This window comes from Nitrospirota bacterium (assembly GCA_016214855.1).
Lineage (GTDB): Bacteria > Nitrospirota > Thermodesulfovibrionia > Thermodesulfovibrionales > UBA6898 > UBA6898.
Genome location: JACRMT010000002.1, coordinates 42935 through 66862 on the forward strand (window position 1 = coordinate 42935; position 23928 = coordinate 66862).

General features: G+C 48.0%; 23 protein-coding genes. 19 read left to right on the forward strand and 4 right to left on the reverse strand.

Annotated features, from left to right (window positions below; translation table 11 throughout):
* Positions 1-146: 146 nt before the first annotated feature.
* The gene (gene polA, locus HZB62_00275; GenBank protein MBI5073600.1) at positions 147-2807 is read right to left on the reverse strand and encodes a DNA polymerase I; all 2661 of its coding nucleotides are present in this window, start codon (positions 2805-2807) and stop codon (positions 147-149) included.
* Between the two features lie 85 nt (positions 2808-2892).
* Here polA and HZB62_00280 point away from each other — a divergent pair, with 85 nt between their 5' ends.
* Positions 2893-3378, forward strand: coding sequence for a PIN domain-containing protein (locus tag HZB62_00280; GenBank protein MBI5073601.1), 486 nt, complete (start codon positions 2893-2895; stop codon positions 3376-3378).
* Positions 3359-3541, forward strand: a complete 183-nt coding sequence (locus HZB62_00285; GenBank protein MBI5073602.1) for a hypothetical protein — start codon at positions 3359-3361, stop codon at positions 3539-3541. The genes HZB62_00280 and HZB62_00285 overlap by 20 nt, the downstream gene beginning before the upstream one ends.
* A 13-nt stretch (positions 3542-3554) precedes the next feature.
* Here the strand turns inward: HZB62_00285 and HZB62_00290 are convergent, their stop codons facing one another.
* The gene (locus HZB62_00290) at positions 3555-3761 is read right to left on the reverse strand and encodes a hypothetical protein (GenBank protein ID MBI5073603.1); all 207 of its coding nucleotides are present in this window, start codon (positions 3759-3761) and stop codon (positions 3555-3557) included.
* A 149-nt stretch (positions 3762-3910) separates the two neighbouring features.
* Between HZB62_00290 and tig the strand changes: the two genes are divergently transcribed.
* Genes tig through clpX form a run of 3 tightly spaced genes read left to right on the forward strand, consistent with a single transcriptional unit; the run spans position 3911 to position 7048 of the window.
* Positions 3911-5194: a trigger factor gene (gene tig / locus HZB62_00295; protein MBI5073604.1), complete on the forward strand. Its 1284-nt coding sequence runs from the start codon at positions 3911-3913 to the stop codon at positions 5192-5194.
* 1 nt (position 5195) lies between these two features.
* A complete protein-coding gene (gene clpP / locus HZB62_00300; protein MBI5073605.1) occupies positions 5196-5807 on the forward strand; it encodes an ATP-dependent Clp endopeptidase proteolytic subunit ClpP in 612 nt (203 codons plus the stop codon).
* Positions 5807-7048 carry an ATP-dependent Clp protease ATP-binding subunit ClpX gene (gene clpX / locus HZB62_00305; GenBank protein ID MBI5073606.1) on the forward strand — a complete coding sequence of 414 codons (1242 nt, stop codon included), beginning with the start codon at positions 5807-5809 and terminating at the stop codon, positions 7046-7048. The genes clpP and clpX overlap by 1 nt, the downstream gene beginning before the upstream one ends.
* A gap of 140 nt (positions 7049-7188) precedes the next feature.
* On the opposite strand, the gene HZB62_00310 is transcribed toward clpX, so the two are convergent.
* The gene (locus HZB62_00310) at positions 7189-7638 is read right to left on the reverse strand and encodes a DUF721 domain-containing protein (protein MBI5073607.1); all 450 of its coding nucleotides are present in this window, start codon (positions 7636-7638) and stop codon (positions 7189-7191) included.
* Positions 7638-7832 carry a 50S ribosomal protein L28 gene (locus tag HZB62_00315; protein ID MBI5073608.1) on the reverse strand — a complete coding sequence of 65 codons (195 nt, stop codon included), beginning with the start codon at positions 7830-7832 and terminating at the stop codon, positions 7638-7640. The genes HZB62_00310 and HZB62_00315 overlap by 1 nt, the downstream gene beginning before the upstream one ends.
* 123 nt (positions 7833-7955) lie before the next feature.
* Between HZB62_00315 and infB the strand changes: the two genes are divergently transcribed.
* The 14 genes from infB to HZB62_00385 all read left to right on the forward strand — a co-directional run bounded on the left by infB (position 7956) and on the right by HZB62_00385 (position 23926).
* Positions 7956-10388 (forward strand): translation initiation factor IF-2, encoded by a 2433-nt coding sequence (gene infB / locus HZB62_00320; protein MBI5073609.1) that lies wholly within the window; start codon positions 7956-7958, stop codon positions 10386-10388.
* A gap of 111 nt (positions 10389-10499) precedes the next feature.
* On the forward strand, positions 10500-10856 hold the full coding sequence (gene rbfA, locus HZB62_00325) for a 30S ribosome-binding factor RbfA (GenBank protein ID MBI5073610.1): 357 nt from the start codon (positions 10500-10502) through the stop codon (positions 10854-10856).
* Positions 10843-11799 carry a bifunctional oligoribonuclease/PAP phosphatase NrnA gene (locus HZB62_00330; protein ID MBI5073611.1) on the forward strand — a complete coding sequence of 319 codons (957 nt, stop codon included), beginning with the start codon at positions 10843-10845 and terminating at the stop codon, positions 11797-11799. Before rbfA ends, HZB62_00330 begins: the two co-directional genes overlap by 14 nt.
* Positions 11800-11855: 56 nt before the next feature.
* Positions 11856-12734, forward strand: coding sequence for a tRNA pseudouridine(55) synthase TruB (gene truB / locus HZB62_00335; GenBank protein ID MBI5073612.1), 879 nt, complete (start codon positions 11856-11858; stop codon positions 12732-12734).
* A 108-nt stretch (positions 12735-12842) separates the two neighbouring features.
* Positions 12843-13895: a type IV pilus assembly protein PilM gene (gene pilM / locus HZB62_00340; GenBank protein MBI5073613.1), complete on the forward strand. Its 1053-nt coding sequence runs from the start codon at positions 12843-12845 to the stop codon at positions 13893-13895.
* On the forward strand, positions 13892-14434 hold the full coding sequence (locus HZB62_00345) for a PilN domain-containing protein (protein MBI5073614.1): 543 nt from the start codon (positions 13892-13894) through the stop codon (positions 14432-14434). The genes pilM and HZB62_00345 overlap by 4 nt, the downstream gene beginning before the upstream one ends.
* A 1-nt stretch (position 14435) precedes the next feature.
* Complete coding sequence (pilO, locus tag HZB62_00350) at positions 14436-15080, forward strand: type 4a pilus biogenesis protein PilO (protein ID MBI5073615.1); 645 nt, start codon at positions 14436-14438, stop codon at positions 15078-15080.
* On the forward strand, positions 15077-15613 hold the full coding sequence (locus tag HZB62_00355) for a pilus assembly protein PilP (protein MBI5073616.1): 537 nt from the start codon (positions 15077-15079) through the stop codon (positions 15611-15613). Before pilO ends, HZB62_00355 begins: the two co-directional genes overlap by 4 nt.
* Positions 15613-17805 carry a type IV pilus secretin PilQ gene (gene pilQ / locus HZB62_00360; GenBank protein MBI5073617.1) on the forward strand — a complete coding sequence of 731 codons (2193 nt, stop codon included), beginning with the start codon at positions 15613-15615 and terminating at the stop codon, positions 17803-17805. Before HZB62_00355 ends, pilQ begins: the two co-directional genes overlap by 1 nt.
* A 124-nt stretch (positions 17806-17929) precedes the next feature.
* Positions 17930-18547 carry a hypothetical protein gene (locus HZB62_00365; protein MBI5073618.1) on the forward strand — a complete coding sequence of 206 codons (618 nt, stop codon included), beginning with the start codon at positions 17930-17932 and terminating at the stop codon, positions 18545-18547.
* Positions 18548-18555: 8 nt separating this feature from the next.
* On the forward strand, positions 18556-19899 hold the full coding sequence (locus HZB62_00370; protein MBI5073619.1) for an Ig-like domain-containing protein: 1344 nt from the start codon (positions 18556-18558) through the stop codon (positions 19897-19899).
* A gap of 407 nt (positions 19900-20306) precedes the next feature.
* Complete coding sequence (locus HZB62_00375) at positions 20307-21452, forward strand: ATP-binding protein (protein ID MBI5073620.1); 1146 nt, start codon at positions 20307-20309, stop codon at positions 21450-21452.
* Positions 21453-21462: 10 nt separating this feature from the next.
* Positions 21463-22965 (forward strand): hypothetical protein, encoded by a 1503-nt coding sequence (locus HZB62_00380; GenBank protein MBI5073621.1) that lies wholly within the window; start codon positions 21463-21465, stop codon positions 22963-22965.
* A gap of 118 nt (positions 22966-23083) precedes the next feature.
* Positions 23084-23926: a hypothetical protein gene (locus HZB62_00385; protein ID MBI5073622.1), complete on the forward strand. Its 843-nt coding sequence runs from the start codon at positions 23084-23086 to the stop codon at positions 23924-23926.
* Positions 23927-23928 lie beyond the last annotated feature (2 nt).

Here is a 23928-nt window from a genome sequence, read left to right on the forward strand (position 1 = left end):
TTGTTGGAGCTATTCTATCAAATTTAAGTGACAATTAAACAAAATTTTTCGGAGTTGCATTTAAAATGATACCAAGGCGGCCAGCCGGAAGTAGGTGCATTAAGCAGACGAAGCCAACGCAGTTAGCGTTTGAATGCGACTCCGTATTAATGGGCTTCAGCCCAGTTGTGCCCATTCCCAATATCCACTTTCAGGGGAACTGAGAGCGCTATAACTCCCTCCATGCCTTCCCGAACAATGCGCTCCACCACCTCTAATTCTGACTCGGGAAGTTCAAACAGGAGTTCGTCATGCACCTGCAGAATCATCCGTGCCCGTAAAGATTCCGCTCTCAGCCTTTCCCGGATGGAGATCATGGCCAGTTTGATAATATCTGCAGCAGTGCCCTGAATAGGCGAATTTACTGCCAGTCTCTCTCCTAATTGACGAATATTCCTGTTCTGGTTCTTTAGCTCAGGGACAGGCCGTTTCCTGCCGAAAAGCGTCGTGACGTAACCTTTTTCCGTGGTCTCTGCAATCAACTGTTCTATATACTGTTTTACTCCCGGATGGCGGTCAAAATACTGTTTGATGAACTGCTCGGCCTCATTCCTGCCGATGTTCAGCGTCTCCGAAAGGCCGAAAGATGATATGCCGTAGATCACACCGAAGTTGACCGTCTTCGCCGTCCTTCTCATTTCCTGCGATACGGACTCAAGGGGAACACCAAAGATCTCGGCCGCTGTCCTTGTATGGATATCAATATTATCCCTGAAGGCCGCTATGAGCCCGGTATCATTGCTCAAATGTGCCAGGATCCTTAGTTCGACCTGTGAATAGTCAGCGGAAAGAAGCAGATTCCCCTGCTCTGCGACAAATGCAGCTCTTATCCTTTTCCCCCAATCGCCTTTTACCGGGATATTCTGGAGGTTCGGATCGCTGCTGCTCAGTCTTCCCGTTGCAGTTACCGTCTGGTTGAACGATGTATGCACCCTTCCGGTCCGAACGTTCACAAGGCCGGGCAATACATCAATGTAAGTGGTCTTCAGTTTTGTGAGGCTCCGGTAGTGAAGAACTTCCTTGGGAAGTTCATGGGCCTCTGCAAGCTCTTCGAGCACATCCACACCTGTCGAAAACCCTGTTTTTGTCCTCCTGCTGGGGCTCAGGCCAAGTCTGGTGAAGAGGATGGCGCTCAACTGTTTTGGAGAGTCGATATTGAACTCTTCGCCGGCAAGAAAATAGATCCTTTTTTCGATCGCAGCTATGTCAGTGGCAAGCTCCTTTGACATCTCCTCCAGAAGGCCTTCCCGGATCTTTATCCCGGCAGTTTCCATATCAACGAGTACCCTGATGAGCGGCATCTCAATAGTGGAATAAACCGATTCAAGCCCGCTCTCTTTCAGTTTTTCAAAGAGCAGATCTTTAAGTTCAAAGGCAAGAGCAGCATCTTCAGCCGCATACGGCGCAGCCTCATCAATCGGGACCTCGGCAAAGCTCGGTCTCTTTTTCAGAACTTCCATGAAGGATTTTTTCCTTTTTGAAAGATACTCAAAGGAGACCTCATCAAGACTGTGTCCTGCCTTGTTCGGGTTAAGGAGATACGCTGCGATCATGGTATCCATTACCGGTCCGTCAACGCTCACGCCTTCCCTGGCAAGCATCAGCATGTCATATTTCAGGTTATGGCCTATTTTGGTTATATCCGGGTCCCCAAAAAAAGGACTGAGGACCTTAAACACCGCTTCTTTACTCAGCTGCATGTTCCCCGGCATAAGGGATTGCGTATGACCCACCGGCACATAATAGGCCTTGTTGCTGTCAATGCAGAGAGACAGGCCGACAAGCCTGTCAATAAGGGGGTTCTTCCCTGTTGCCTCAGTATCAAAGGCCAGCCCGCACTTTATTGACGCTGCTATTTCACGAAGCGTATCAGCTGAGAATACCTGTTCGTAATGTCTGTTAGAAGCTGCAGGAGCGGCAGCCTGGGAAGGGAGGAGTTTCATCAGGCTGGTAAATTCGAACTCTTTGAAGAACGAAAGCAGGGCAAGCCAGTCAGGTTCAAGAAGAGCGAACTCAGCAACATCGAAATCTATCGGCACCGCTGTGTCTATCGTCGCGAGTTTTTGACTCATAAGCATGATCTCCTGACTCCCGGTTATCATGGCCCTGAGCTTTTCCCTCGGTATGCGCCCGGGATGTTCAAGGAGCTCCTTTATGCTGGCAAAAGAGGCGAGGAGTTCCTTTGCGGTCTTCTCACCGATCCCCTTGACGCCGGGGATATTGTCAGACGCATCTCCTGTAAGCGCCATGTACTCGGTAACCCTTTCGGGTCCTACACCGAACCTCTCTAAGACATACGCCCTGTCAAGCATCCTGTCTTTCATCGGATCGTAGACCTTGACCCTTTCATCAACAAGCTGGAGCATATCCTTGTCCGCGGTAACAATATAAACATTCGACCCTTCGGATGCCGCCCTTTTTGCTATGGTCCCGATAATATCGTCAGCCTCATATCCCGGCATCTCGAATACCTTGATATGGAGGGCGGATATCACTTTTCTGATATGCGGCAACTGTACTACAAGATCAGCAGGTATCTCCTTCCTGTTTGCCTTGTACTGCCCGAACATCATCTGCCGCTCGGTCATTGCCGGAGAATCAAAAGAGACGACCAGTCCTTCGGGCTTCTTGTCCCTGATGATCTTCAGGAGCATGTTCGTAAAGCCGAGGATCGCATTGGTAGGAAAGCCTTTGGAGTTTGTCAGAGACTTTATTGCGTAGTAAGCCCGGTACACATAGGAGTTCCCATCGATAATGTAGAGGTCCATGGAGGAGATTCTATCATTTTATTGTGCATTAGAACAGGTATTGTATGATGGAAAACAATGTTGTGGTATGCTACTAATATATCCAATGAAGAAACTCAGACTTTATGTTGACACGTCAGTTATCGGCGGTCTCTTTGACACAGAAGACGCAAAAAGGGTGCGTACGGTTGAGACGCTTCTCCTCGCCATCAGAAACAGCGTTTATGAAGGTTTTATTTCGAGGCTTACCATCGCTGAAGTATTAGCGGCCCCTGCGAAGATATATGAACCACTGCAAGCTCGCATTGCTGAGACAGGTTTTCAGATTCTTGAAGAAACAGCCGAAAGCACCAGTCTTGCCGAAGCCTATTTGTCGGCAGATGCAATACCGCAACGATATCGGGATGACGCAAGGCATGTTGCCATCGCTGTTGCTCATGACCTTGACTATATCGTTTCGTGGAACTATAAGCACATGGTCAATATTTCAGTCAGAAGGCTTGTCAACAGTACGAATATACGGATGGGTTATAACCCTATAGAAATAATCTCGCCGGAGGAGGTGACCGGAGATGGAGAAGTGGCAATATAAGTCCCTTGAGTGGATACATAAGGTCAGAGAAGAGAACTACGAAAAGACAAAGGACCTTTCCCCTGCTGAATTAATCGAGCAGACTCGGAAGGCTACAGACGCGGCTATCAAGGCGATGGGCCTTAAGGTTATTCGTTCAAAGGAACACGCACCGATGCATTAAGGCAACTGATATTTCAGAAAATATCGAACGGCAGCACCAGGTTAAACCCGCCGTAGATTCTATCTTTTGTTAGCCCGCCGTTTTCGTAAGGATACCCGAGGCGTTTTTGGAAATTGAGCTCAGGGATCAGCTCCAGATGTCCGAGTTGCAAGAGGGTCGAAAGCATCAGTCTGGCAAAGCTGATCTTTTCAGGCCGGTAGCCGTAGATTCCGTCATGCACGGCAAGTGAGAGATCAATTTCAATTCGCTCGCAATGACCAGAAGTAGGTCCCTTAAGGACAACACCGCATACGAACTTTTTACAAAGCCGTCAAATTGACTAAAGATACGTTCTTATTTTAGAGTAATGAAACACCATCGGAGGCAACATTGGCCACTATCATTGAAGACATCAGCAGCACGAAAAAAAGGCTTAAAATCGAGATCCCGGCCGACATTCTCGAAAGAGAATATGCCGGTTCTTTAGATAATGTCCGGCAGCGGGCGCGCATCCCGGGGTTCAGACCCGGCAAGGCACCCATGAGCATGATCGAAAAGAGATTCGGCGATGAGATAAAGAGTGAACTCATTGAAAAACTTATTCCGACCTATTATGCAGAGGCAGTAAAAGAGGCGGATCTTGCTCCGGTTGCCATGCCGAAGATCGAGACGAACCTTGACCTCAAGAGAAATGAGCCTCTGGTATTTTCGCTCACCGTGGAAGTTCGGCCGAAGATCGGAAACATAACATACAGCGGCATAAAAGTGGCCGGCATTGCAGCGTCTGTTGACGATAAAGAAGTGGATGATACGCTCAAGGGTCTGCAGAACGACAGGGCCATGTTCGAGGTAATTGACCGTGAGATCAGGGAAGACGACCTTCTCATTGTCGACTATGTAAAGCTTGATCCTTCCGGTGAAAAAGAGATTGTTGCGCAAAAGGATCAGGTTATGAACCTTGGCAACAGGCTTACGCCGCGCGGTATTCTGGACAACCTGATCGGCAAAAAGAAAGGTGACATGGTTGAAATCACCTTACCCAAGGTCGTAGAAAAGGAACTGAAAGAGGATTCTGACAAAGGCGACAAGCTGCGCATAACGATCAAGGAGGTCAAGGAAAAGAGACTTCCTGAGATCGATGATGAGTTTGCAAAGGATTTTGGCAATGAGTCCCTTGATGCCCTCAAAGTGAAGATCAAGGAAGGGATCTTAACTGCGAAACAGGAAAACGGGAAGAAGCTGCAAAAGGCCAAAATTATCGATACCCTGATCGAAGGCCATGCTTTTGATGTGCCGGAATCTCTCGCCGAAGCAGAACTGGAACACCTTATAAACAGCGAGCGTCTCTCCGACAATGCGGCAAAGCAGGAGGAAACCGTTCCTGAAAAAATGGATGCTGCCGTTGCTGAAAAGCTCAGGCCGAAGGCGGTCAAGAACGTGAAAGCGACGATCATACTTGATGAGATAGCTGAAAGGGAGAAGATCATTGTCTCCGAGGCAGAGGTGAAGGACAGGATATCCCATATAGCCAGGCAGTTTCAGGCCACACCGGATGCCATCGTCAACCTCTTTATGACAAGAGACGGGTCTTTGGAAAATCTCAGACACAATATCAGGGAAGAAAAGGTACTCGACTTCCTGCTGGCCGGTGCAGAGATCACCGAAGGGGCATAACATGAGCGTAATACCCATAGTAATAGAACAGACCGGAAGGTCTGAACGTGCCTATGACATTTATTCACGTCTGCTGAAAGACAGGATCATATTTCTGGGCACAGCCATAGATGATCATGTCGCCAACACGGTCATTGCACAGCTCCTCTTCCTGCAGACAGAGGACCCGGAAAAAGATATCCATCTGTATGTCAATTCACCGGGCGGCATTGTAACCTCCGGGCTTGCCATCTATGACACCATGCAGTATGTAAAGCCTGACATCTGCACCTATTGCATCGGTCAGGCAGCAAGCATGGGAGCTCTCCTCCTCACCGCAGGCACAAAGGGCAAGCGGTTCTCTCTGCCCCATGCGCGGATCATGCTCCATCAGCCTCTCGGAGGGTTCCAGGGGCAGGCGACGGACATTGAGATACATGCACGGGAGATATTGAAGGTTAAAGATACGCTTAATAGAATACTGGCAGCGCATACCGGCCAGCCGCTCGATAAGATGCGGACAGATACGGACCGCGACTTCTTTATGTCCGGCAAGGAAGCAAAGGATTACGGTCTTGTGGACGAGGTCATTGATACCACCAACAAGAAGAAGAAACAGGAGAGTCAGAAGTAATGGCAAGAAAAGACGACGAGGCCCTGAAGTGCTCTTTCTGCGGAAAGGGCCAGGAAGAAGTGAAGAAGCTTATCGCCGGGCCAACCGTATATATCTGCAACGAATGCATTGAGCTTTGCAATGAGATCATTGAAGATGAGCTTGCGGTTGAAACCAGCACGGAAGCCCTGCCAAAACTCCCGAAGCCCAAGGAGATCCACACGTTTCTGAACGATTATGTCATCGGTCAGGAAAAAGCAAAGAGGATCCTCTCTGTTGCCGTGCATAATCATTATAAAAGGATATACAGCCCGGGCGTCTCTGACGTAGAACTCCAAAAGAGCAATATTCTGCTGATCGGCCCGACCGGGACAGGAAAGACCCTGCTTGCCCAGACGCTCGCAAAGCTCCTGGATGTCCCGTTCACCATCGCAGATGCCACCACCCTCACGGAAGCAGGCTATGTCGGCGAGGACGTCGAGAACATCATCCTCAAGCTGCTTCAGGCATCTGACTATGATGTGGAAAAGGCACAGCGGGGCATTGTGTACATCGACGAGATCGACAAGATAAGTAAAAAGTCCGATAACCCCTCTATTACGAGAGATGTTTCTGGTGAAGGTGTTCAGCAGGCCCTTCTCAAGATCATTGAAGGGACGATCGCAAGCATCCCGCCCCAGGGCGGCAGGAAACATCCGCAGCAGGATTTCATCCAGGTGGATACAACAAATATTCTCTTTATCTGCGGCGGTGCATTCACCGGCCTTGACGGGATCGTTGAGCAGCGCGTTGGCAAAAAAACCGTAGGCTTCGGCTCAGCTCTTTCACCAAAGAGCGAAAGGAAGTCCGGAGACATGCTGAGCATGGTAGAGCCGGGTGATCTGCTCAAATACGGGCTTATCCCTGAATTTGTCGGCAGGCTTCCTGTTGTTACCATGCTCGCTGAACTGGATGAGGCATCTCTGATAAAAATTCTTACGGAACCGAAGAATGCGCTTACCAAGCAGTATCAGAAACTGCTCTCTTTTGATAACGTCAGGTTGAAGTTTACCGATACTGCCCTTTCGGCAATAGCGAGGAAAGCAATACAGCGAAAGACCGGAGCCCGGGGTCTGAGGGCTATTCTTGAGGAGATCATGCTCGATGTCATGTATGAGATACCTTCCCAGAAAGGCATCAAGGAATGTCTCATCACTGAGGATACGGTAATAAAAAACGAAAAACCGATCCTCCTCTACGAAAAACAGGCAGAATCAGCCTAATACGGCAGTCGCATTCCAACGCTAACTGCGTTGGCTACGTCATCAGCTCCTCAACATACTCAACAGTATGTCTTCGTCGCCTCTTCCTTGCCGCCTTGTTATCATTTTGAATGCAACTACCGTATAACAAATCCAGAGAGTTACCCGTGCCGAGGGGGTTTTCTGTCTGCTCTGAGGGATTTTTCGATAGCCTTCCGTATTGAATCTTTCAGCTCTTCGTTCCTGATGTCAGCAACCACAGATGCTGCAAATGAAACCTCCTCGGACGAGAGCGCTCTCATCGGCTTCTCTGCCTCCTGCTTCGGTTTTTTTCTCGTGATTCTCCCGAGCCTGAACCGCACATCAGTTATTGCGTAAGAAGAAAGTTTTCGGATGATCTCTTTTTTGTAATAGGTGAGTTGCTGCATCCAGGCAGGCGATTCAACATGCAGAAGCAGTTCGCCTTCTTTAAGTGTTGCCGGGAACATATGGGGCGCGATACTCTTTTCGAAGATTTCAGGCCAGTCGTTTCTGATCCGTTCAAGCCTCACGCCGTTCTCGATCCCGAGTTGCTTCAGCATCGGGCCGAGAACGGTTTCAGCCCTTTTCATCAGACGACCTTCTTTACCGTACCAGTCCTCAGACAGCGTGTGCAGACATACGCACGCTTGATCCCTGCGTCCGTCTGTATCCGCTTCCTCTGGAGATTCGGCATGATCTGCCGTTTCGTCCTGTTGTTTGCATGGCTGACATTATTGCCAACCGTTTTTTTCTTGCCACATGAATAACAGCTTGCCACGTTCATTCCCCCTTTCTACATTGCATAATCATAGTTGGTTATGATAACATTTTAAAATTCTTGTTACAAGATTATCATCCGGCGCAGTATTCTATCTGCAGCACGTAGCATAGCTAAGGACAAAACAACATGGCAAAAGTCAGGATATACGAATTAGCAAAGAAGTTGAACAGAAACAGCAAGGACATCCTTGACGAACTTGCCGATATGGGGTTTGAAGGGAAATCCCATTCCTCAAGCATCGATTCATCAATTGCGGACAAAATAGCAAGGACACTGGCTGTTCTGGAGCCGGTAGAGCCCCCTCCGCCTGCCATAGAAGAGCCGATAGCAACCCCTGAGCCTGTCCAGGAAGAGCAGATAAAAGAAGAAATAAAGGCAGAGCCTCAAACCGAAGCCGTGATCGAGCCTAAGCCTGCAGCAAAGAAAGAAGAACCTAAAAAAGCTCAAAAGCTGGCCAAGCCTCATAAAGACAAGATGGAAAAGACCATAAAGCTTGAGCCAACCCTTCCCAGTGACTCAACGCTGCTTATTGTCGACGAACCCGAAGGTGAGGTTGTTGCAGTTCCGGCAACTTCTGAGAAGGACGAGGACGTTACTGTTCCTGACCGGTTCAAGAAAGAAAGCGAAGCTGAGAAGATAGAGAAGTTCAAGGCAAAACCGGGACTCCAGAAAGCATTCACGAGCATCAGGAAGGTTGAGCCGAGGAAATGGGATCCCCGGTCACAAAAAAGGGGATTCGGCGGGTCAAAATCGTCGTATAAACAGGATGAAAAACAGCCTGTCCTCTCGACCGCTCCCAGGAAAAAGAACCTCAAGCTCCGGGAGGGCATGTCAGTCAAGGAATTCGCTGAGCTGATCGGCATTAAGAGCGGCGATGTCATCAAGAAATTCATGGCTCTGGGAGATATGACAACCACTATCAACCAGCCGGTTGATACAGACGCAGCTCTGCTTATTGCAGAAAGCTTCGGTATAAAGCTCGAACTGGCATCAGTAGAAGACGATTACCAGGTTGATGAAGAGGCGCAGGAAAATGCAGCGGATCTTCGGCACCGTGCTCCTGTCATAACGATCATGGGGCATGTTGACCACGGCAAGACCTCTCTGCTGGACGCCATCAGGGAAACAAAAGTTACAGAGAGCGAGGCTGGCGGCATAACCCAGCACATAGGTGCCTACAAGGTCTACCTTAAGGGAAAAGATATCGTATTCCTGGATACGCCGGGCCATGAAGCCTTCACCGCGCTGAGGGCACGAGGCGCCAAGGTTACGGATATTGTCGTGCTCGTTGTTGCTGCTGATGACGGTGTTATGCCCCAGACGAAAGAGGCTATCAATCACGCCAAAGCCGCAAATGTTCCTATCGTAGTCGCCATCAACAAGATCGACAAGCCGGATGCCAATATAACCCGCCTGAGAAATGAGCTTTCAGAGCAGGGCATAATCTCAGAGGACTGGGGCGGCCATAATATCTTTGTCGAAGTGTCGGCAAAAAAGCGTATTGGCATAGAACATCTCCTTGAGATGATCCTCCTTCAGGCCGAAGTCCTCGAACTGAAGGCTAACCACGACAGAAAAGCCAAAGGCACGATCATAGAGGCAAAGCTTGATAAGGGTAGAGGGCCTGTTGCAACCCTGCTCGTTCAGGCAGGCACGCTGAGGATTGGAGATGCACTCCTTTCCGGTTCACATGTCGGCAAGGTCAGGGCGATCGTCGATGATACAGGGAAAAGGATCCAGGAGGCTGGCCCGTCAACACCCGTAGAGGTTATCGGGTTCTCGGAAGTTCCGGCTGCCGGCGATGTCTTTGCCGTAGTCGATGACGAAAAAAAGGCCCGCCAGATCGCCATGACGAGACTCCACAAACAGAGATCTCTCGAAATAGCAAAGGCGAAGAAGCTCACGCTTGATGAACTTTACACCCAGATAAAGGAAGGCCAGATCAAGGAGCTGAACATTATAATTAAAGGTGATGTTCAGGGTTCTGTCGAAGCGATCAAAGACGCCTTTGAGAACATCACGCATCCTGAGGTCAAGGTCAAGGTTATCCATTGCTCTGTAGGCGGTATTAATGAGTCTGACGTCATGCTGGCAACCGCATCAAATGCCATTATTATCGGATTTAATGTGAGGCCTGAGACCAAGGCTGCGCAGACAGCCGAGAAGGAAGGCGTTGACATTCGGCTCTACAACATCATTTATGAAGCGATCGACGATGTCAAGAAGGCGCTTGAGGGCATGCTGGAGCCGACGTTAAAGGAAAAGATTCTCGGCAGGGCAGAGGTAAGACAGCTTTTCCCTGTTTCCCGGCTTGGCACGATAGCAGGATGCTCTGTCATCGATGGTTACATGACGCGGGCAAGCGATGGTATTCGTGTTATCAGGGACAACGTTGTGGCCTATGAAGGCAAGATCGCAAGCCTCAAAAGACAGAAAGATGACGTAAAAGAAGTTCAGACCGGCTACGAATGCGGAATCCTGATCGAGAACTTCAATGATCTGAAGCTCGGTGATATCATTGAGAACTTTATCATAGAAAAGATCGCAACCAAGCTTTAAAAAAGCAATAGGTTATTTAGAGTTTTAGTCTGTTCGGTAATTCAAGGGCTGTGGATTTCTATTGCTGCCAGACTAAACACCTACAGACTATCTACCTGACCAGAGGGCAATATGCTTCCTTATAAACGTTCCCAGAGGGTCGGCGACCTTGTCCGCGAGGAGGTTGCTGACATTATCATGTACCGGCTGAAGGACCCGAGAATCGGTTTTATAACCGTGACCGGCGCAGATATGTCCGATGACCTCAAGAATGCTCGCATCTTTGTGAGTATACTAAAACCGGAAGAGCGGGATCAGACCATAGCGATACTGAACGAAGCTAAGCCCTTCATACGGTCGGCTCTCGGCAAACGACTCAAGATGAAATTCACCCCAAACATTGAATTCCGGCTCGACACTTCTATCGAATACGGCTCCAAGATAGACAGTCTCCTGAGGAAGATCAGGACAGAAGATGAAAGTTCCTAAGGGTCTTATATCTGCCCTGAGAAAAGAGCAGATATTTCTTCTGGCAACGCATATCAACCCCGATGGCGATGCCTTGGGCTCCTGTCTCGCCCTTGCTGAAGCCCTTGAACTGCTCGGCAAAAAGGTCCATATCTTTGACAGGGATCCTGTTCCTGAACTCTACCGGTTTATGCCGGGGCACAAAAAATGCAAATCAACACTGGGGAATATTCTCAGAAAAGATCCTCTGCTTATACTTCTGGACTGCAACAGCCCGGAACGGGCAGCGCTTGAGGGCTATACATTCAGCAAGTCCATAGTCATTGATCACCATGAAACTGAATCACCCTTTGGTGACATCCGATGGGTCGAACGGACCGCAGCTGCAACCGGCCTGATGGTGTTTCATCTGATCGAAGCCCTGAATATCCGTATTACCAGGACGATGGCTACAAATATTTACACGGCAATTGCTGTTGATACCGGAACGTTCAGATACAGCAACACCAGCCCTGACGTCCTCAGGGCAAGCGCTCAGCTCATTGAAGCCGGGGCCCGGCCCGGCCCCATATCAGAACATTTGTACGAGCGCTGGACAAAGAACCGGTTTGACCTGCTTAATCTCTGCCTTGGCACACTTGAGATCAGAAACAATATGGCCCTGATCCATGTCACCCGGGAGATGTTCACGAAGACGGGGACTGTCGAGGCAGACACCGAGAATTTCGCCAATGTTCCGCGCATGATCGATTCGGTTGCAATATCAGCGCTGATCAGGGAGACCGATAATGGCCGCTGGAAAGTAAGCATGAGATCAAAGGGACAGGCCAATGTTGCAAAAATTGCGGCTGCATATGGCGGAGGCGGGCACAGGAATGCTGCAGGCTTCAGGATCAAAACAGACCTGTCTTCGCTGAAAACAACTCTCTTTGCTGCCGGCAATGATGTTCTGCTGAAGAAATGAAGCAAAAGAGCATCCCAATAGAATCTTTCTGAATTGCCCCCTAACTCATCATTTCCATGAACATCATCATCAATTTAAACAAGCCTAAAGGAATAACCTCTCAGCAGGCGGTTACGAGGGTAAAGAAGCAGCTGGGAGCTGGAAAAGCCGGCCACACCGGCACGCTTGACCCCATGGCAACCGGGGTTCTGCTCGTATGCCTGAACGAAGCAACGAAGGTCAGCCGCTTTCTTCTTGATAAAGACAAAACCTATCATGCAAGGCTTAAGCTCGGCGAAAGAACAGATACCCTTGATGCAGACGGCAGGCTCATAGAAACGCGGGCGGTGCCGTCTTTTACTGCGGAACAAATTGTCAATGTTGCGGAGCAGTTCATCGGCAGGATAATGCAGAAGCCGCCCATGTATTCAGCGATTAAACGTAACGGCCAGCCTCTTTATCGGCTTGCCCGGCAAGGCATAGAAGTGGAACGGGCGGAACGGCCTGTTGAGATCTACGATATCAAACTCTTACAGATAGATATCCCCTATGTTGAGATAGCTGTTTCCTGCTCAAAAGGGACCTACATACGTACGCTCTGCGATGACATCGGTCTCGCGCTCGGCACCGGGGCTCATATCACTGCGCTTGACAGAACAGGCATCGGCATCTTTACGATCGACTCATCAGTGACCTTCGACAGACTGGGCCAGGGAATTCCCGATGACTCTCCGTGCGTGTCGTCCATAGACCGTGCACTTGCTGATCTGCCGGAGGTTATGCTTGATGAAACTGACTTCAAGAAAGCCAGAAACGGCATATCTCCCGGCAGGGACCTTGCCATGGGATTCCCTGACAATATCTACTGCAGATTGAGTGATCCATCCGGATCTCTGTTCGGGATTGGTATAACAAAAAATGAAAGAATTATCATCGAAAGAAACCTTAATTTATAATTTTAAGGGCATTTCTTAAACCATTTTCTCAGGGTTTAGTTTGAACTCTCTGAAATAAATACAAATAAAATGCTTGACAAGAGCTTTTTTTTCTGGTATTCATAAGGCATGTTTTTTAGCGCAAAAGGATCAGTTGGACTGGATATCGGCTCCAGTTATGTCAAAGCGGTGAAGCTCAAGGAGTTAAAGGGAGGATATGAGCTTGAGCTCTGTCATCTCCATTCGCTGCCGCCTGAACTTATTGTCGACGGTTCGATTATCGACTCTCTGCGCCTTGTTGACTCACTAAAAGAGATGCTCAAAGCAGCAGGGATCAAGTCACAGAATGTTGCCATTTCCATTTCAGGCCATTCTTCGGTCATTATCAAGAGAATTTCCCTGCCTGAAATGTCTGAGGAAGAGCTTTCAGAATCGATCAAGTTTGAGGCAGAACAGTATGTGCCCTTTGACATTGAAGATGTCAATCTGGATTTCCAGATCATAGGCCCAAAAGATGAGCCGGGTCAGATGGATGTCATTCTTGTTGCCGTAAAGAAAGACATTATTAATGAATATATCCAGGTGGTCAAAGAAGCCGGCCTTACCCCTGTCGTGGTTGATATTGATTCGTTCGCTCTTGAAAATATGTACGGGATCAACTATGAAATTGAACCCGGCAAGAATGTTGCGCTGCTCAATATCGGAGCAAGTACTATTAATATGAGCATCCTGAAGGGCGGCATATCGGTCTTTACCCGGGACAGTTCTCTGGGCAGCAACCTGCATACCGAGGCCCTGCAGAGAGAATTCAATATCAGTTACGAGGTCGCGGAAAAACTGAAGCGCGGAGAGCCGGTTGAAAACGTGTCACCTGAAGATGCAAATGCGGTGATTGAATCAGCGTCTGAAGAGATCCTCAGCGAGATCAGCCGTTCCTTTGATTACTACAGGAGCACTACGGTACACGAAGATATCGCTGAAGTTATCCTGAGCGGAGGATGCGGCCTTATCAAGAATTTTGCTTCCATGATCACGGAACGTTCGGGTATAGAGACAAAAATTGCTGAGCCGTTCAAAAATATTCGTATTCCAAAGAAACTCGATGCGGGATATATCGAGGAGATAGCCCCTATGATGGCAGTAGCGGTCGGGCTTGCACTCAGAAATCAGGGCGACAGATGATAAAGGTCAATTTACTTTCAGCAACGAAAAAGAAAAAGAAATCGAAGCCTGTCCCGATTTTTTTGATCTATACGGTTCTTCTTACCCTGGCTGTTGGAGCAATAGTCCTCTATATCGCTTACCACTTCAGCTCTGCGGTTTCAGCCAAACAGGCGAAGGTCAAAGAAAACGAAAAAACCATTGCAGCATTAAAAGAGAAGATAAAAGCTGTCGAGGATTTTGAAAAACTGAACAAAACATTTCTGGAGCGCAAAGATATCATTGAAGAGCTGGGGAAAAACAAGACCCTGCCGGTCAAGATACTTGATGAAATTGGCGCGGTTCTTCCTCCCGGAGTCTGGCTGACCAACGCAGATGTCAAGGGGCTGGATGTGTCGCTTTCGTGCGTTGCTTTTACCAATACTGATGTGGTCAATTATGTCAATAATCTGAAGAATTCAAAACTCTTCACGGATGTGTATCTGCAGGAGTCGGTTCAGGCAAAGGCAGCCGCAACTACCGTATACAATTTCAAATTGACATTCAAGGTGAAAGCGTAATATGGCAATCAAGCTTGATATGAAGACCTTGCCTTCTTATGTGAAAATAATCCTGGGTGTGCTCCCGTCGATTATCATAGCGTTGCTCGCCCTGTTCCTGGTGATTAATCCCAAGCTGCAACAGATCAAAGTCCTGGAAACACAGATCGACAAACAGAATAACGAAATAGCTGCCAGCCAGGTAAAAGCTGCCAAGCTTGACGTATTGAAAACAGAAAATGAACGGCTGGCAAAAAGGATCAATGAACTGAAAGAGCAACTTCCTGATGAGAAGGAGATATCAAGTCTCCTGAAACAGGTCTCTGATATGGGAATTGCGGCCGGCCTCGAGATAAAATCGTGGAAGCCGGCTGCAAAAAAGACACATCCAAGCGGTATTGTCTATGAAATACCGGTATCGGTTGATGTCATCGGAACATACCATAATTTGGGCTATTTTCTGAGCAGCCTCACCAGACTCAACAGGATCGTCAATATTAATAATATGAAATTCGGAAGCCCCAAGAAAGAAAAAAGTGGTACAGCATTGCTGATCTCATTTACTGCATCAACTTTTTCCTCGGTTTCTGATGCCGATGCAGCCAAGGCCGCAGCTGGCGCAAAAGCTCCGGCAGCCGCAAAAGCTCCGGCAGGTGCAAAAAAATGATGAATACCGGCCTGACGCTCGTCTTCAGTCTTCTTTCTGCGGTGCTGCTTGTTTTATCCGGCTGCGACGGGAAACCCCCAACGGCTCCAAAGAAACCTGAGGCAGCAAAACCGGCGGCTGCGGTCCCGGCTCCGGCGCAGCAAAATCCGGTGCAGACTGCTGAAATCAAAGTCGAAAAAGAAGTTTATGTCTACGAACCAAGGGATCGCAGAGATCCCTTTACGTCCCTCGTTGAGGTCAAAGCGGCCGGCTCTCCCAAGGCGTCGAAGGGAGCCTCTCCTATTGAATCCTTTGATGTTGAGGAGTTAAAGCTGATCGCAATTGCATGGGACCGGCAGCAGTCTTATGCGCTGGTAACGCTGCCGGATAATAAATCATTTACCATTCGAAAAGGCATGACCCTGGGGATATATGGCGGAAAAGTTCGTGAAATCACGCCTGATTCAGTAATAATCACCGAAAAGGTGAAAGACTACAGGGGTCAGATCAAAACCAAGGATACTATACTGAAACTCCGCAAGGAGGAGGAATAATGAAAGAACATATACTCCTGAAACCATTAATAATTATTTTTGTACTGATAGCGCTGTTGGGCGCTGCAAATACAGGGGCAGCAGGACAGTCACCTCAGGCAAACGAAGCGCCTGTGCTTACCGCTGTCAAGGTTGATGAGAACGGTCTTATTATCAGGAGTAATAAGCAGTTCACGTATACCCTGAACAAGACAAACGATCCTTATCGGGCAACCGTTGAAATCCCTGACATGAGCACCGGTTCATTTACGGAGAGGATCGTTTCTGACAATGGTATGGTCACTGAAGTTGTGCCTCAGCAGATCGATCTGCCGAAACGCATGACAAGGCTTGACATCCTGCTCCAGAACCCTTCTTCCATTACCCCTGAATACAGAGATAACACGCTTATTCTTTCCGTCAAAAAAGAAGATCCGCTGATGTCAACCGACGCCAAAGACCTTGAAACTGATCCCAAGACTTTGGTAAGGCTTGTTGCTGTTGAGATACCGGCGGAGAAGGATGCATCACCTGCTACGTCCAAGGCTACCGAGATAAGCAATATAACCGTAAAAAAGTCTGCTGATACCGTGAAGGTGATCATCAGCGGCAACGGCTCGATGATCCCTAATGTCTTTCCTGTCAATGACCGTATTGTTGTTGATATACCTGATACGTCATTACGCGCTGCTCTGCCGTCTCAGACCATTGCGCCACTCAAGGGCATACGGGCAGGAAAGCACAAAGACAAGCTGCGTATCGTTCTTGATCTGAAGGAAAAAACAAATTTCGATGTAACAGCAATCGGCAACACAATAGAAATATCGCTTATGAACAAGGAAGATTCCCAGCCTCAGCGTGCCTTGTCTAATGCAACCAGGGAACCGGCTGTTGTTGCAGCTCCCGTTGCTGCTGAACCGGCAATCACAGCCAAGGAACCCTCGGCATCTCTAACCGAGGGGAGCTATACAGGAAAGAAGATCTCTCTTGATTTCCAGGACGCTGATATTATTCCGATATTCAGGCTCCTTGGGGATATAAGCGGATACAATATCGTAGTAAATCCCGAAGTTAAAGGGAAAATAACCTTAAAGCTCATAAACGTACCATGGGACCAGGCTCTCGATATTATTATGAGGACCTTTCATCTGTCCAAGATCGTTGAGGGGAATATTATCCGGGTATTACCGACCTCAGCGGTAGCGAAAGAGCTTGATGAGATCAAGAATAACAAGAAGGCTCAATCTGAAGCCGGTGACCTGCAGACAAAGATCTTCACGGTTAATTATGCCAATGTTGACAAGATCAAGGAAGCTTTTGACAAGGCCAAGGTGCTCAGCTCAAGAGGCAGTTTGAGCATTGATAAAGATAGCAGCAATATCATCGTAAATGATCTTGAGATAAACCTGCAAAAAGTTGAGGCCCTTCTGAAAGAGATCGATACTGAGGATCTGCAGGCCAGGCAGGTATTAATTGAAGCAAGGATCGTTGAAGTCAATACGGATTATATCCATGACCTTGGTGTTCAATGGGGCGGATTCACCACAAGAACCACAGGACAGGGCACTGTTGCCGTCGGCAACTCCGGGTTAGCCGGCTCTACAGCACCCGGCAACTTCTTGGTCAATCTCCCGGCAAATGCAATAGCGGGCCAGCTTGGTTTCGGATTTATCAATAGAGCAGGCACGTTGGCTCTGGATCTGCGTCTGTCAGCCATGGAAGAGAATAAGAAAGGAAAAATTTTATCCCAGCCAAGGCTTCTGACCATGAACAATATAGAGGCATCTATTAAACAGGGACGTGAGCTGCAGCTTCCTTCAACGGATAAAGATGGCCAGCCAAAGTTACAGGCAATTCCGGTTGATATAACCCTTAAAGTTACACCAAAAATTACACCGGCCGGCGCGATTATTCTCGATCTTTCTATCGTGAAAAAAGAATTGCTGCAGTTAATATCAGCGGGCGGCAATGTCGGAGCTGATACGACCAATACTGATATTAAGACAAAAGTCCTTGTTAACAATGGCGAGACCCTTGTTGTCGGTGGAGTTTACAAATACAGCGAGTCACATGGTGATCAAGGCATACCGGGTCTGAGTAAGGTTCCGCTCCTCGGGCACTTATTCAAGAATGATAATAACAGCAAAAATCAATTTGAGATCATTGTATTTGTTACGCCCAGGGTAATTGAGAGCAGCAACAGCCAGAAATAGTACAGATTTACCCGTTGGGAGTCTGCACGCATGGCAGGCAAGAAGTGCGGTTTACGGCCAGACATCATGTGCCTTAGGACAGATCGTTACTAACATTGAAATATTGGAATTTAAGGAGTGAAAAATGAAAGGTAAATATTTTATTTCAGGCTTGATTGTGTTACTGACCTTGCCGCTTTTTAGCTGCGGCGGCGGTGATATTGGAGCGCCAGGCTCTACCGGGACCCAAGAGACCGGTATCGTGATCGAGTCGGTAAGCATTCAGGGGGTTCCGACGGAATCTGATGGGACACCGGATATTGATGCAAATGTTCATCTCTGCTCAGACGGGAAGCCTGAGGCGGGTCTATTCCGGGTAACTGCAGATATATCAATTCTTGCCAAGAGACTGAATGAAAGCGGTGTAGCCGGACCGCCGTTCCCGGCAAGCGTCGAGCAGTGCACTGTAACCTATCTCAGAGCGGTTGAAGACCCTTCTGCACCTATTATCCCGTCCCTGACATTCTTTCCAAACTGTATATTTACTGAAGCCACGGAGACAACATGCAATGTTCCCCTTATTGATATACAGAGAAAGAATGACTTCTGGAACGCTTTAGTCAGCGGCAAAAATGTGCCTTCAGAGAGACCGACTCATTATGTGGCAAAGTATAACTGCATATACAAGAATGAATTTGGCACAGGTACTTTCCCGGTAGAATATGATTTCTGGATAGATGATTTTGAGAATTGTTCTAATTAGGAGGAATCATGAAAAATAAATTATTATTGCCAATATTCATATTGCTGTTCTGCCTGACGATAATCCTTGCCGGATGCGGAGGCGGAGGAACTGAGAGTTCGAGTGATCCCGGCGGCGTAAATACCGCTATTCCTTCAGTGGTTAAGCTGCTTCCGGTTCAATTTATTGCTCAGACAAATTCCTTTATCACTCTCAAGGCAAGGGTGCTTGATGGCAATGGTAATGCTGTTCCGAATTATCCGGTCAGCTTTACGAACATGTCATTGACCGGCACTCTGAGCGCAGTAACTGCAAACACTAACAACGCAGGAAATGCTGAAGTAAGAATATTTTCTAGTACGCCGGGCTTTGCAACGATCATTGCGCAGGTAACGGCAGGATCGGGTATCGTAAGAGACAGAAAGACCATTTACTTCTCCACAAACGATATACTGGCAACCGCCATGTCCATGGATGTTAACAGCGTCCCCGGCAACAGCACGTATAACGAAATATCAGACTTTACTCTTTTCGAGAATGCCACTGATGATACGGTGGAAGTCCTGGCAACCATCTTTGATGCAGGTGGCGTTCCTGTCGGCGGAGGGGTTGGAGTTTCCTGGGATTCAGAGTTCAAAAGAACAATTTTGAACCCGACAGGAGAAGCCAATTTCTTGCGCGAGGAGATAGTAACGAATGTATTTGGTCAGGCAAAGGCCGTTATTCAGATACTCCCTGCAAGCATCAGAAATACGGAAACACACCTGAATGTCTTTGCTTTTTCATCGAATGGCTCAGCTAATATGGTTACACTATTCCTGCAGCCGGTTGTGGTTTCCGCAGCAGCTTCGTCGCTTACTGCCGATCCATTAACGGTCGCGCCGGGCGGGAGTTCTGCGTTAACTGCTGTTGTCAAACTGACTACAGGAGCAGTAGCCCCTGACGGCACAATCGTAAACTTCACGACTACCTGCGGAACAGTGACGCCATTTGGCCAGACCACTGATGGTGTTGCAACAGGCACATTTAAAGCCCCTGTAACAGAGGGAACATGTACGGTTACTGCCACAGTGCAGGGAGTGGCGATCGGTTCTGTTGATATAAATGTTGCGCGGGCATTGGCAGTCTTCCCGGCAACTGCGAGCATATCGGGTGGGACAGGTGGTTCAGCAGTCTTTACCATTACCGGTGGGACCCCGCCCTACAACATAACTTCAACCAATACTGCTATTGTGCCTAATGGTCCAGTGGCGGCAAGCGGAGGCACCTTCACTGCTACTGTTCCAGCACTGACACCTGCCGGAACGGTTACGGTACAGGTACGGGATTCTGCCGGTACAACAGTGACAGTAACGATAACTATCACACCATAGTTTTTTGTTGATGAGTTTTGAAAGGGCGGGTCATTGGACCCGCCCTTTTTTTGTGGTGCGCCCGTCAGGGCGCAGACAAGCCCTTACCCTTCCTAACCAAAGAGGGGAGCTAATGCAAAGACCCGGAATTCCAGGCTCCCCACCTGTTTTAGGAGGGGTGGCCGAAGGCCGGGGTGGTAGGGATAGTCGGGGACGTCAGTGAATTAGTTGAACATAATGAAAAAGGGCAGTCAGAAGGCGTCCTTGTTTCAATTTTCCCCTGATTTATCGCTTAGGTAATCCTTCAGTGATGAAGATAATAAATCATAAGAATGCCGGTTGAAAAGACGGTTTCTTGATGCCAATGTATTGCAAAAGATTGACATTGATGTAAATATACAATACACTTTTACATGATGATACCAAGATTGCTTGAACTTCCCATGAATAAATCCTTCTTTCTCTTTGGTCCGAGACAGACAGGAAAGACTACACTTATCAATAGTGTGTTTCTTGATGGGGTGTACCGAGTTAATCTACTGCTTTCTGACCAGTTTCTGAAGTATTCAAAGACCCCGTCTCTGCTCAGGAAAGAGGTGCTTGAAAAGCAGATATCAATCACCCATGTCTTTATTGACGAAATCCAGCGGGTGCCTGAACTCCTGAACGAGGTGCAGTACCTCATTGACTCTACATCCCTGCATTTTATACTCTCAGGTTCCAGCGCAAGAAAACTCAAGCGTGGACTTGCCAACTTGTTAGGTGGCCGCGCTGTGCAAAGGTTTCTTGCTCCGTTTATGTGGCAGGAAATTTCCGAAATAGAAAACCTGACTAATCTGCTGCGGTTTGGCTCGCTTCCACCTGTTTTTCTGGCAGTAACAGATGTGGATAAAGTTGACCTGCTCAGGGCCTATGTCGATATCTATCTTCGCGAGGAGATCCAGGCTGAAGGCATTGTCCGGCAAGTAGGCGCCTTTTCAAGGTTTCTTGATATGGCTGCCAGTCAGTTCGGCGAAATTGTGAATTATTCATCAGTCGCCCGTGAGTGTCAGCAGGCAGTTATGACGGTCAAAACGTATTACGAGATACTCATTGATACACTTATCGGGGTGCGCCTTGAGCCATGGAGAAAAAGCATCAGAAAGCGACTTTCAGGACATCCTAAATTCTACTTTTTCGATAACGGCGTAACGAACATCATTAACCGGTATGATAGCGCAATCTCAGACTCATATTTGACGGGCCGTCTGTTTGAACAGTTTATTATCATGGAAACATTTAAATGGATCAGGACATCCCAAAAAATGGTGAACCTCTACTATTGGCGAACGGGTGCAGGAGCAGAGGTAGACCTTCTTACAGAACATGCTGGAGTATTAACCGGAGCATACGAGATCAAGTGGTCTGCCAGTATAGATACAGCGCATCTTACGGGACTCAGGTCTTTTCAGAAAGACCATCCGAATGTGCCTTGTCATGTCATCAGCAATGTGGATGAACCCTACCGTCTTGGTGATGTCCTTGTTATGAACTGGAAGGACTTTCTGAGAACGCTGCCGGAGCGGCTGGGATAAGAATAATGCCATGACATTCCTCAATGAACTAATATCTCGGGGGCGCGAGCTCGCCGGAGTACTAGCCGGGCATCTGCATATCCCGTGGGCAGATGAATATGTATTCTACTTTCTTTCTGGTCTGAGTCTGCTTATTCTGCTCCTTGCCGCAAAAAAGATATTGGCGGCAATTTTCCCTCTTCTTCTAAGACCGTTTCAACCCCTGAGAAGGCACCTTTCTGATAAGCGCAGGAATAGATCAGAAGAAAGATTTATCAGAAAAAGAATTAAGAAGGCTCGGACAGAAAAAGACTACCGGTCAGCTGCCCTGCTTTATCAGTCGATCAATGCGTATCATGAAGCGGCTCATATGTATCTTGAGGCCAAAGAATACGCCTCTGCTGCCCAGCTCTATGAAACCATCGGCGACCTTGAGAGGGCTGCCCTCTATTTTAAAGAGGCCGGAAGCAACACAAGGGCGGCTGAACTTTTTTTAAAAATAAAGGACCATAAGAATGCTGCAGTTATGTATGAGAAGGGCGGAAATTATCTTAAGGCTGCCGAGCTGTATGAAGATGCTGGTGACTATCTTAAGGCAGCCGAGTCCTATGAGCTCTGTTTTATCGAGCAGAGGAATCCATCAGCCATAGAGTCCCCCGGCCGCAGATATGCTCAGATGAGCGCCAAGCTCTATGAAAAAGCAGGTCACTATGACAGGGCAGTCAAGATCCTGGAAAGGGCTCGCCTCTTTTATGAAGCTGCAGAGGTCTATGAACTGAAAGGCGATTTTCTGAGGGCCGGATCATGCTATCTGCACGCAGATAACCTTGAAAAGGCTGCAGAGGCATTTGAAAGAGGCGGCGATCTGCGGAAAAAAGAGGAGATATTATCGAAAGTATCTTACAAGAAAGGCCACTTGCTGGAGGCTGCATTGCTTGCAGAAAAAGCGGGTGACCTTGTAATGGCTGCAGAGATAGCGATTGAAGCGGGCAGTTATGCAAAGGCAGGTGAGTTATATGCCAGGGCCGGCTCCTTTGACGAGTCCGGAGGGATGTATCTGAAGGCTGGTGATCTCTTGAAGGCAGCTGAAGTCTTTGAAAAGGCAGGGAGTTTTATTGCGGCAGCAGATGCATATCAGGCGGCCGGCCAGACCGACCGGAAGGTTGCAGAGCTCTATGATACAGGCGGGGAGCATCTCAAGGCCGGCAGGCTTTTTATGCAGTTGGACCTTATAGATCATGCGCTGGTGGTCCTCCAGAAAATTGGGCCTGAATCCCCTGATTACAAAACGGCTTCTGTGCCTATCGGCAGAATATTCGGCCAGAAAGGCATGCCACACCTTGCTATCGAGAAATTCAACAAGGCGATCAATAATGAACCGGTAAACAAGGCAAATCTCGAACCATATTATTATCTTGCGCTGTACCATGAACTTTCAGGAAAATTCGATGAGGCCAGGACTATCTTTAACAAAATTCTTGCCGAGGACTACCATTTTATGGACGTCAGTCAGAGGGTATCCCGGCTTGCATAATTGGTCGGCAGATTGGCAAGCCGATAAACGCTGAAACAGGATGCATCGCTATACCTTCCGGCTTATAACGCCTGCTTTGATGGCCTTTTTTGTTGTATAATTGACTTTCTGGTAATCTATGAAAATAATGACTTTTCTGAGAAAGAGAGCCTTTCTGAATGCAGCGGGCATTATTGTATTGGTGTTGGCAGTTTCCTATAATCTTGGGAAGATCTTTGAGCTTGTTTCGGCAAAAGGCACAGTGACAAAGACGGAAGGCAAGTCTTCCGGGGCGCAGGATCTGCAATCAGTAAAAAACTTTGTCTCTGTTGTTGAAAAAAACCCATTCGGCATAAAGGGCGCCAGATTTTCGGTTATTCAGAAGGAGTCCGGCGGCGCAGCAGACCCTAAGGGGCTTGTCTTAAAGGGTGTGATAACGTATAAGCCAGGCTTTGCATTTATCGAGAACAAGGGCGCCATGGAGAGGCTTTTCAGGCTCGGCGATGATGTCTTTGGCGCCGGGAAGCTGACTGCCGTGTCAGCGGACAAAGTCAGCATCTCTGATAACGGCAGAGACTTTGAACTCTTATTTGCGAAGATCGAATCTGTTGCTGCAAAAACCTCCTCAGGCTCAGCTTTTGTAAATCAGGCTGCGAAAAACAGCAAAGAGATGACCTTTGACCGGGAGCAGATCAAGAAGTTTCTGGAGAATCCTAACGAACTTCTTACGGGCGCCCGGCTTCTGCCGCGTCTTAAAGACGGCGGGCAGGAAGGTTTTGTGGTGCGAGAAGTCAAGCCGGGAGGGGTCTATGAAAATTTGGGACTGAAGAATGAAGATATTCTTCTCAGGGCAAACAAGATAGACCTGAATTCTCCTAGCGACGGGGTGAAGATATTCACGATGATAAAAGAACTGGACCGTATGGAACTGGACATAATAAGGAATGGCGTACCTATGACTCAGGTATACCATATCAATTAGGG

Excerpts from the sequence above, each read along its gene's own strand:
- HZB62_00345 (MBI5073614.1), top strand. The coding sequence starts at position 13,892 with ATGATAAAGGTCAATTTACTTTCAGCAACGAAAAAGAAAAAGAAATCG.
- rbfA (MBI5073610.1), top strand. The coding sequence starts at position 10,500 with ATGCTTCCTTATAAACGTTCCCAGAGGGTCGGCGACCTTGTCCGCGAG.
- HZB62_00370 (MBI5073619.1), top strand. The coding sequence starts at position 18,556 with ATGAAAAATAAATTATTATTGCCAATATTCATATTGCTGTTCTGCCTG.
- HZB62_00385 (MBI5073622.1), top strand. The coding sequence starts at position 23,084 with ATGAAAATAATGACTTTTCTGAGAAAGAGAGCCTTTCTGAATGCAGCG.
- HZB62_00310 (MBI5073607.1), bottom strand. The coding sequence starts at position 7,638 with ATGAAAAGGGCTGAAACCGTTCTCGGCCCGATGCTGAAGCAACTCGGG.
- HZB62_00280 (MBI5073601.1), top strand. The coding sequence starts at position 2,893 with ATGAAGAAACTCAGACTTTATGTTGACACGTCAGTTATCGGCGGTCTC.
- polA (MBI5073600.1), bottom strand. The coding sequence starts at position 2,807 with ATGGACCTCTACATTATCGATGGGAACTCCTATGTGTACCGGGCTTAC.
- pilO (MBI5073615.1), top strand. The coding sequence starts at position 14,436 with ATGGCAATCAAGCTTGATATGAAGACCTTGCCTTCTTATGTGAAAATA.
- HZB62_00380 (MBI5073621.1), top strand. The coding sequence starts at position 21,463 with ATGACATTCCTCAATGAACTAATATCTCGGGGGCGCGAGCTCGCCGGA.
- clpP (MBI5073605.1), top strand. The coding sequence starts at position 5,196 with ATGAGCGTAATACCCATAGTAATAGAACAGACCGGAAGGTCTGAACGT.
- infB (MBI5073609.1), top strand. The coding sequence starts at position 7,956 with ATGGCAAAAGTCAGGATATACGAATTAGCAAAGAAGTTGAACAGAAAC.
- HZB62_00285 (MBI5073602.1), top strand. The coding sequence starts at position 3,359 with ATGGAGAAGTGGCAATATAAGTCCCTTGAGTGGATACATAAGGTCAGA.
- HZB62_00355 (MBI5073616.1), top strand. The coding sequence starts at position 15,077 with ATGATGAATACCGGCCTGACGCTCGTCTTCAGTCTTCTTTCTGCGGTG.
- HZB62_00365 (MBI5073618.1), top strand. The coding sequence starts at position 17,930 with ATGAAAGGTAAATATTTTATTTCAGGCTTGATTGTGTTACTGACCTTG.
- truB (MBI5073612.1), top strand. The coding sequence starts at position 11,856 with ATGAACATCATCATCAATTTAAACAAGCCTAAAGGAATAACCTCTCAG.
- HZB62_00330 (MBI5073611.1), top strand. The coding sequence starts at position 10,843 with ATGAAAGTTCCTAAGGGTCTTATATCTGCCCTGAGAAAAGAGCAGATA.
- pilM (MBI5073613.1), top strand. The coding sequence starts at position 12,843 with ATGTTTTTTAGCGCAAAAGGATCAGTTGGACTGGATATCGGCTCCAGT.
- pilQ (MBI5073617.1), top strand. The coding sequence starts at position 15,613 with ATGAAAGAACATATACTCCTGAAACCATTAATAATTATTTTTGTACTG.
- HZB62_00315 (MBI5073608.1), bottom strand. The coding sequence starts at position 7,832 with ATGAACGTGGCAAGCTGTTATTCATGTGGCAAGAAAAAAACGGTTGGC.
- clpX (MBI5073606.1), top strand. The coding sequence starts at position 5,807 with ATGGCAAGAAAAGACGACGAGGCCCTGAAGTGCTCTTTCTGCGGAAAG.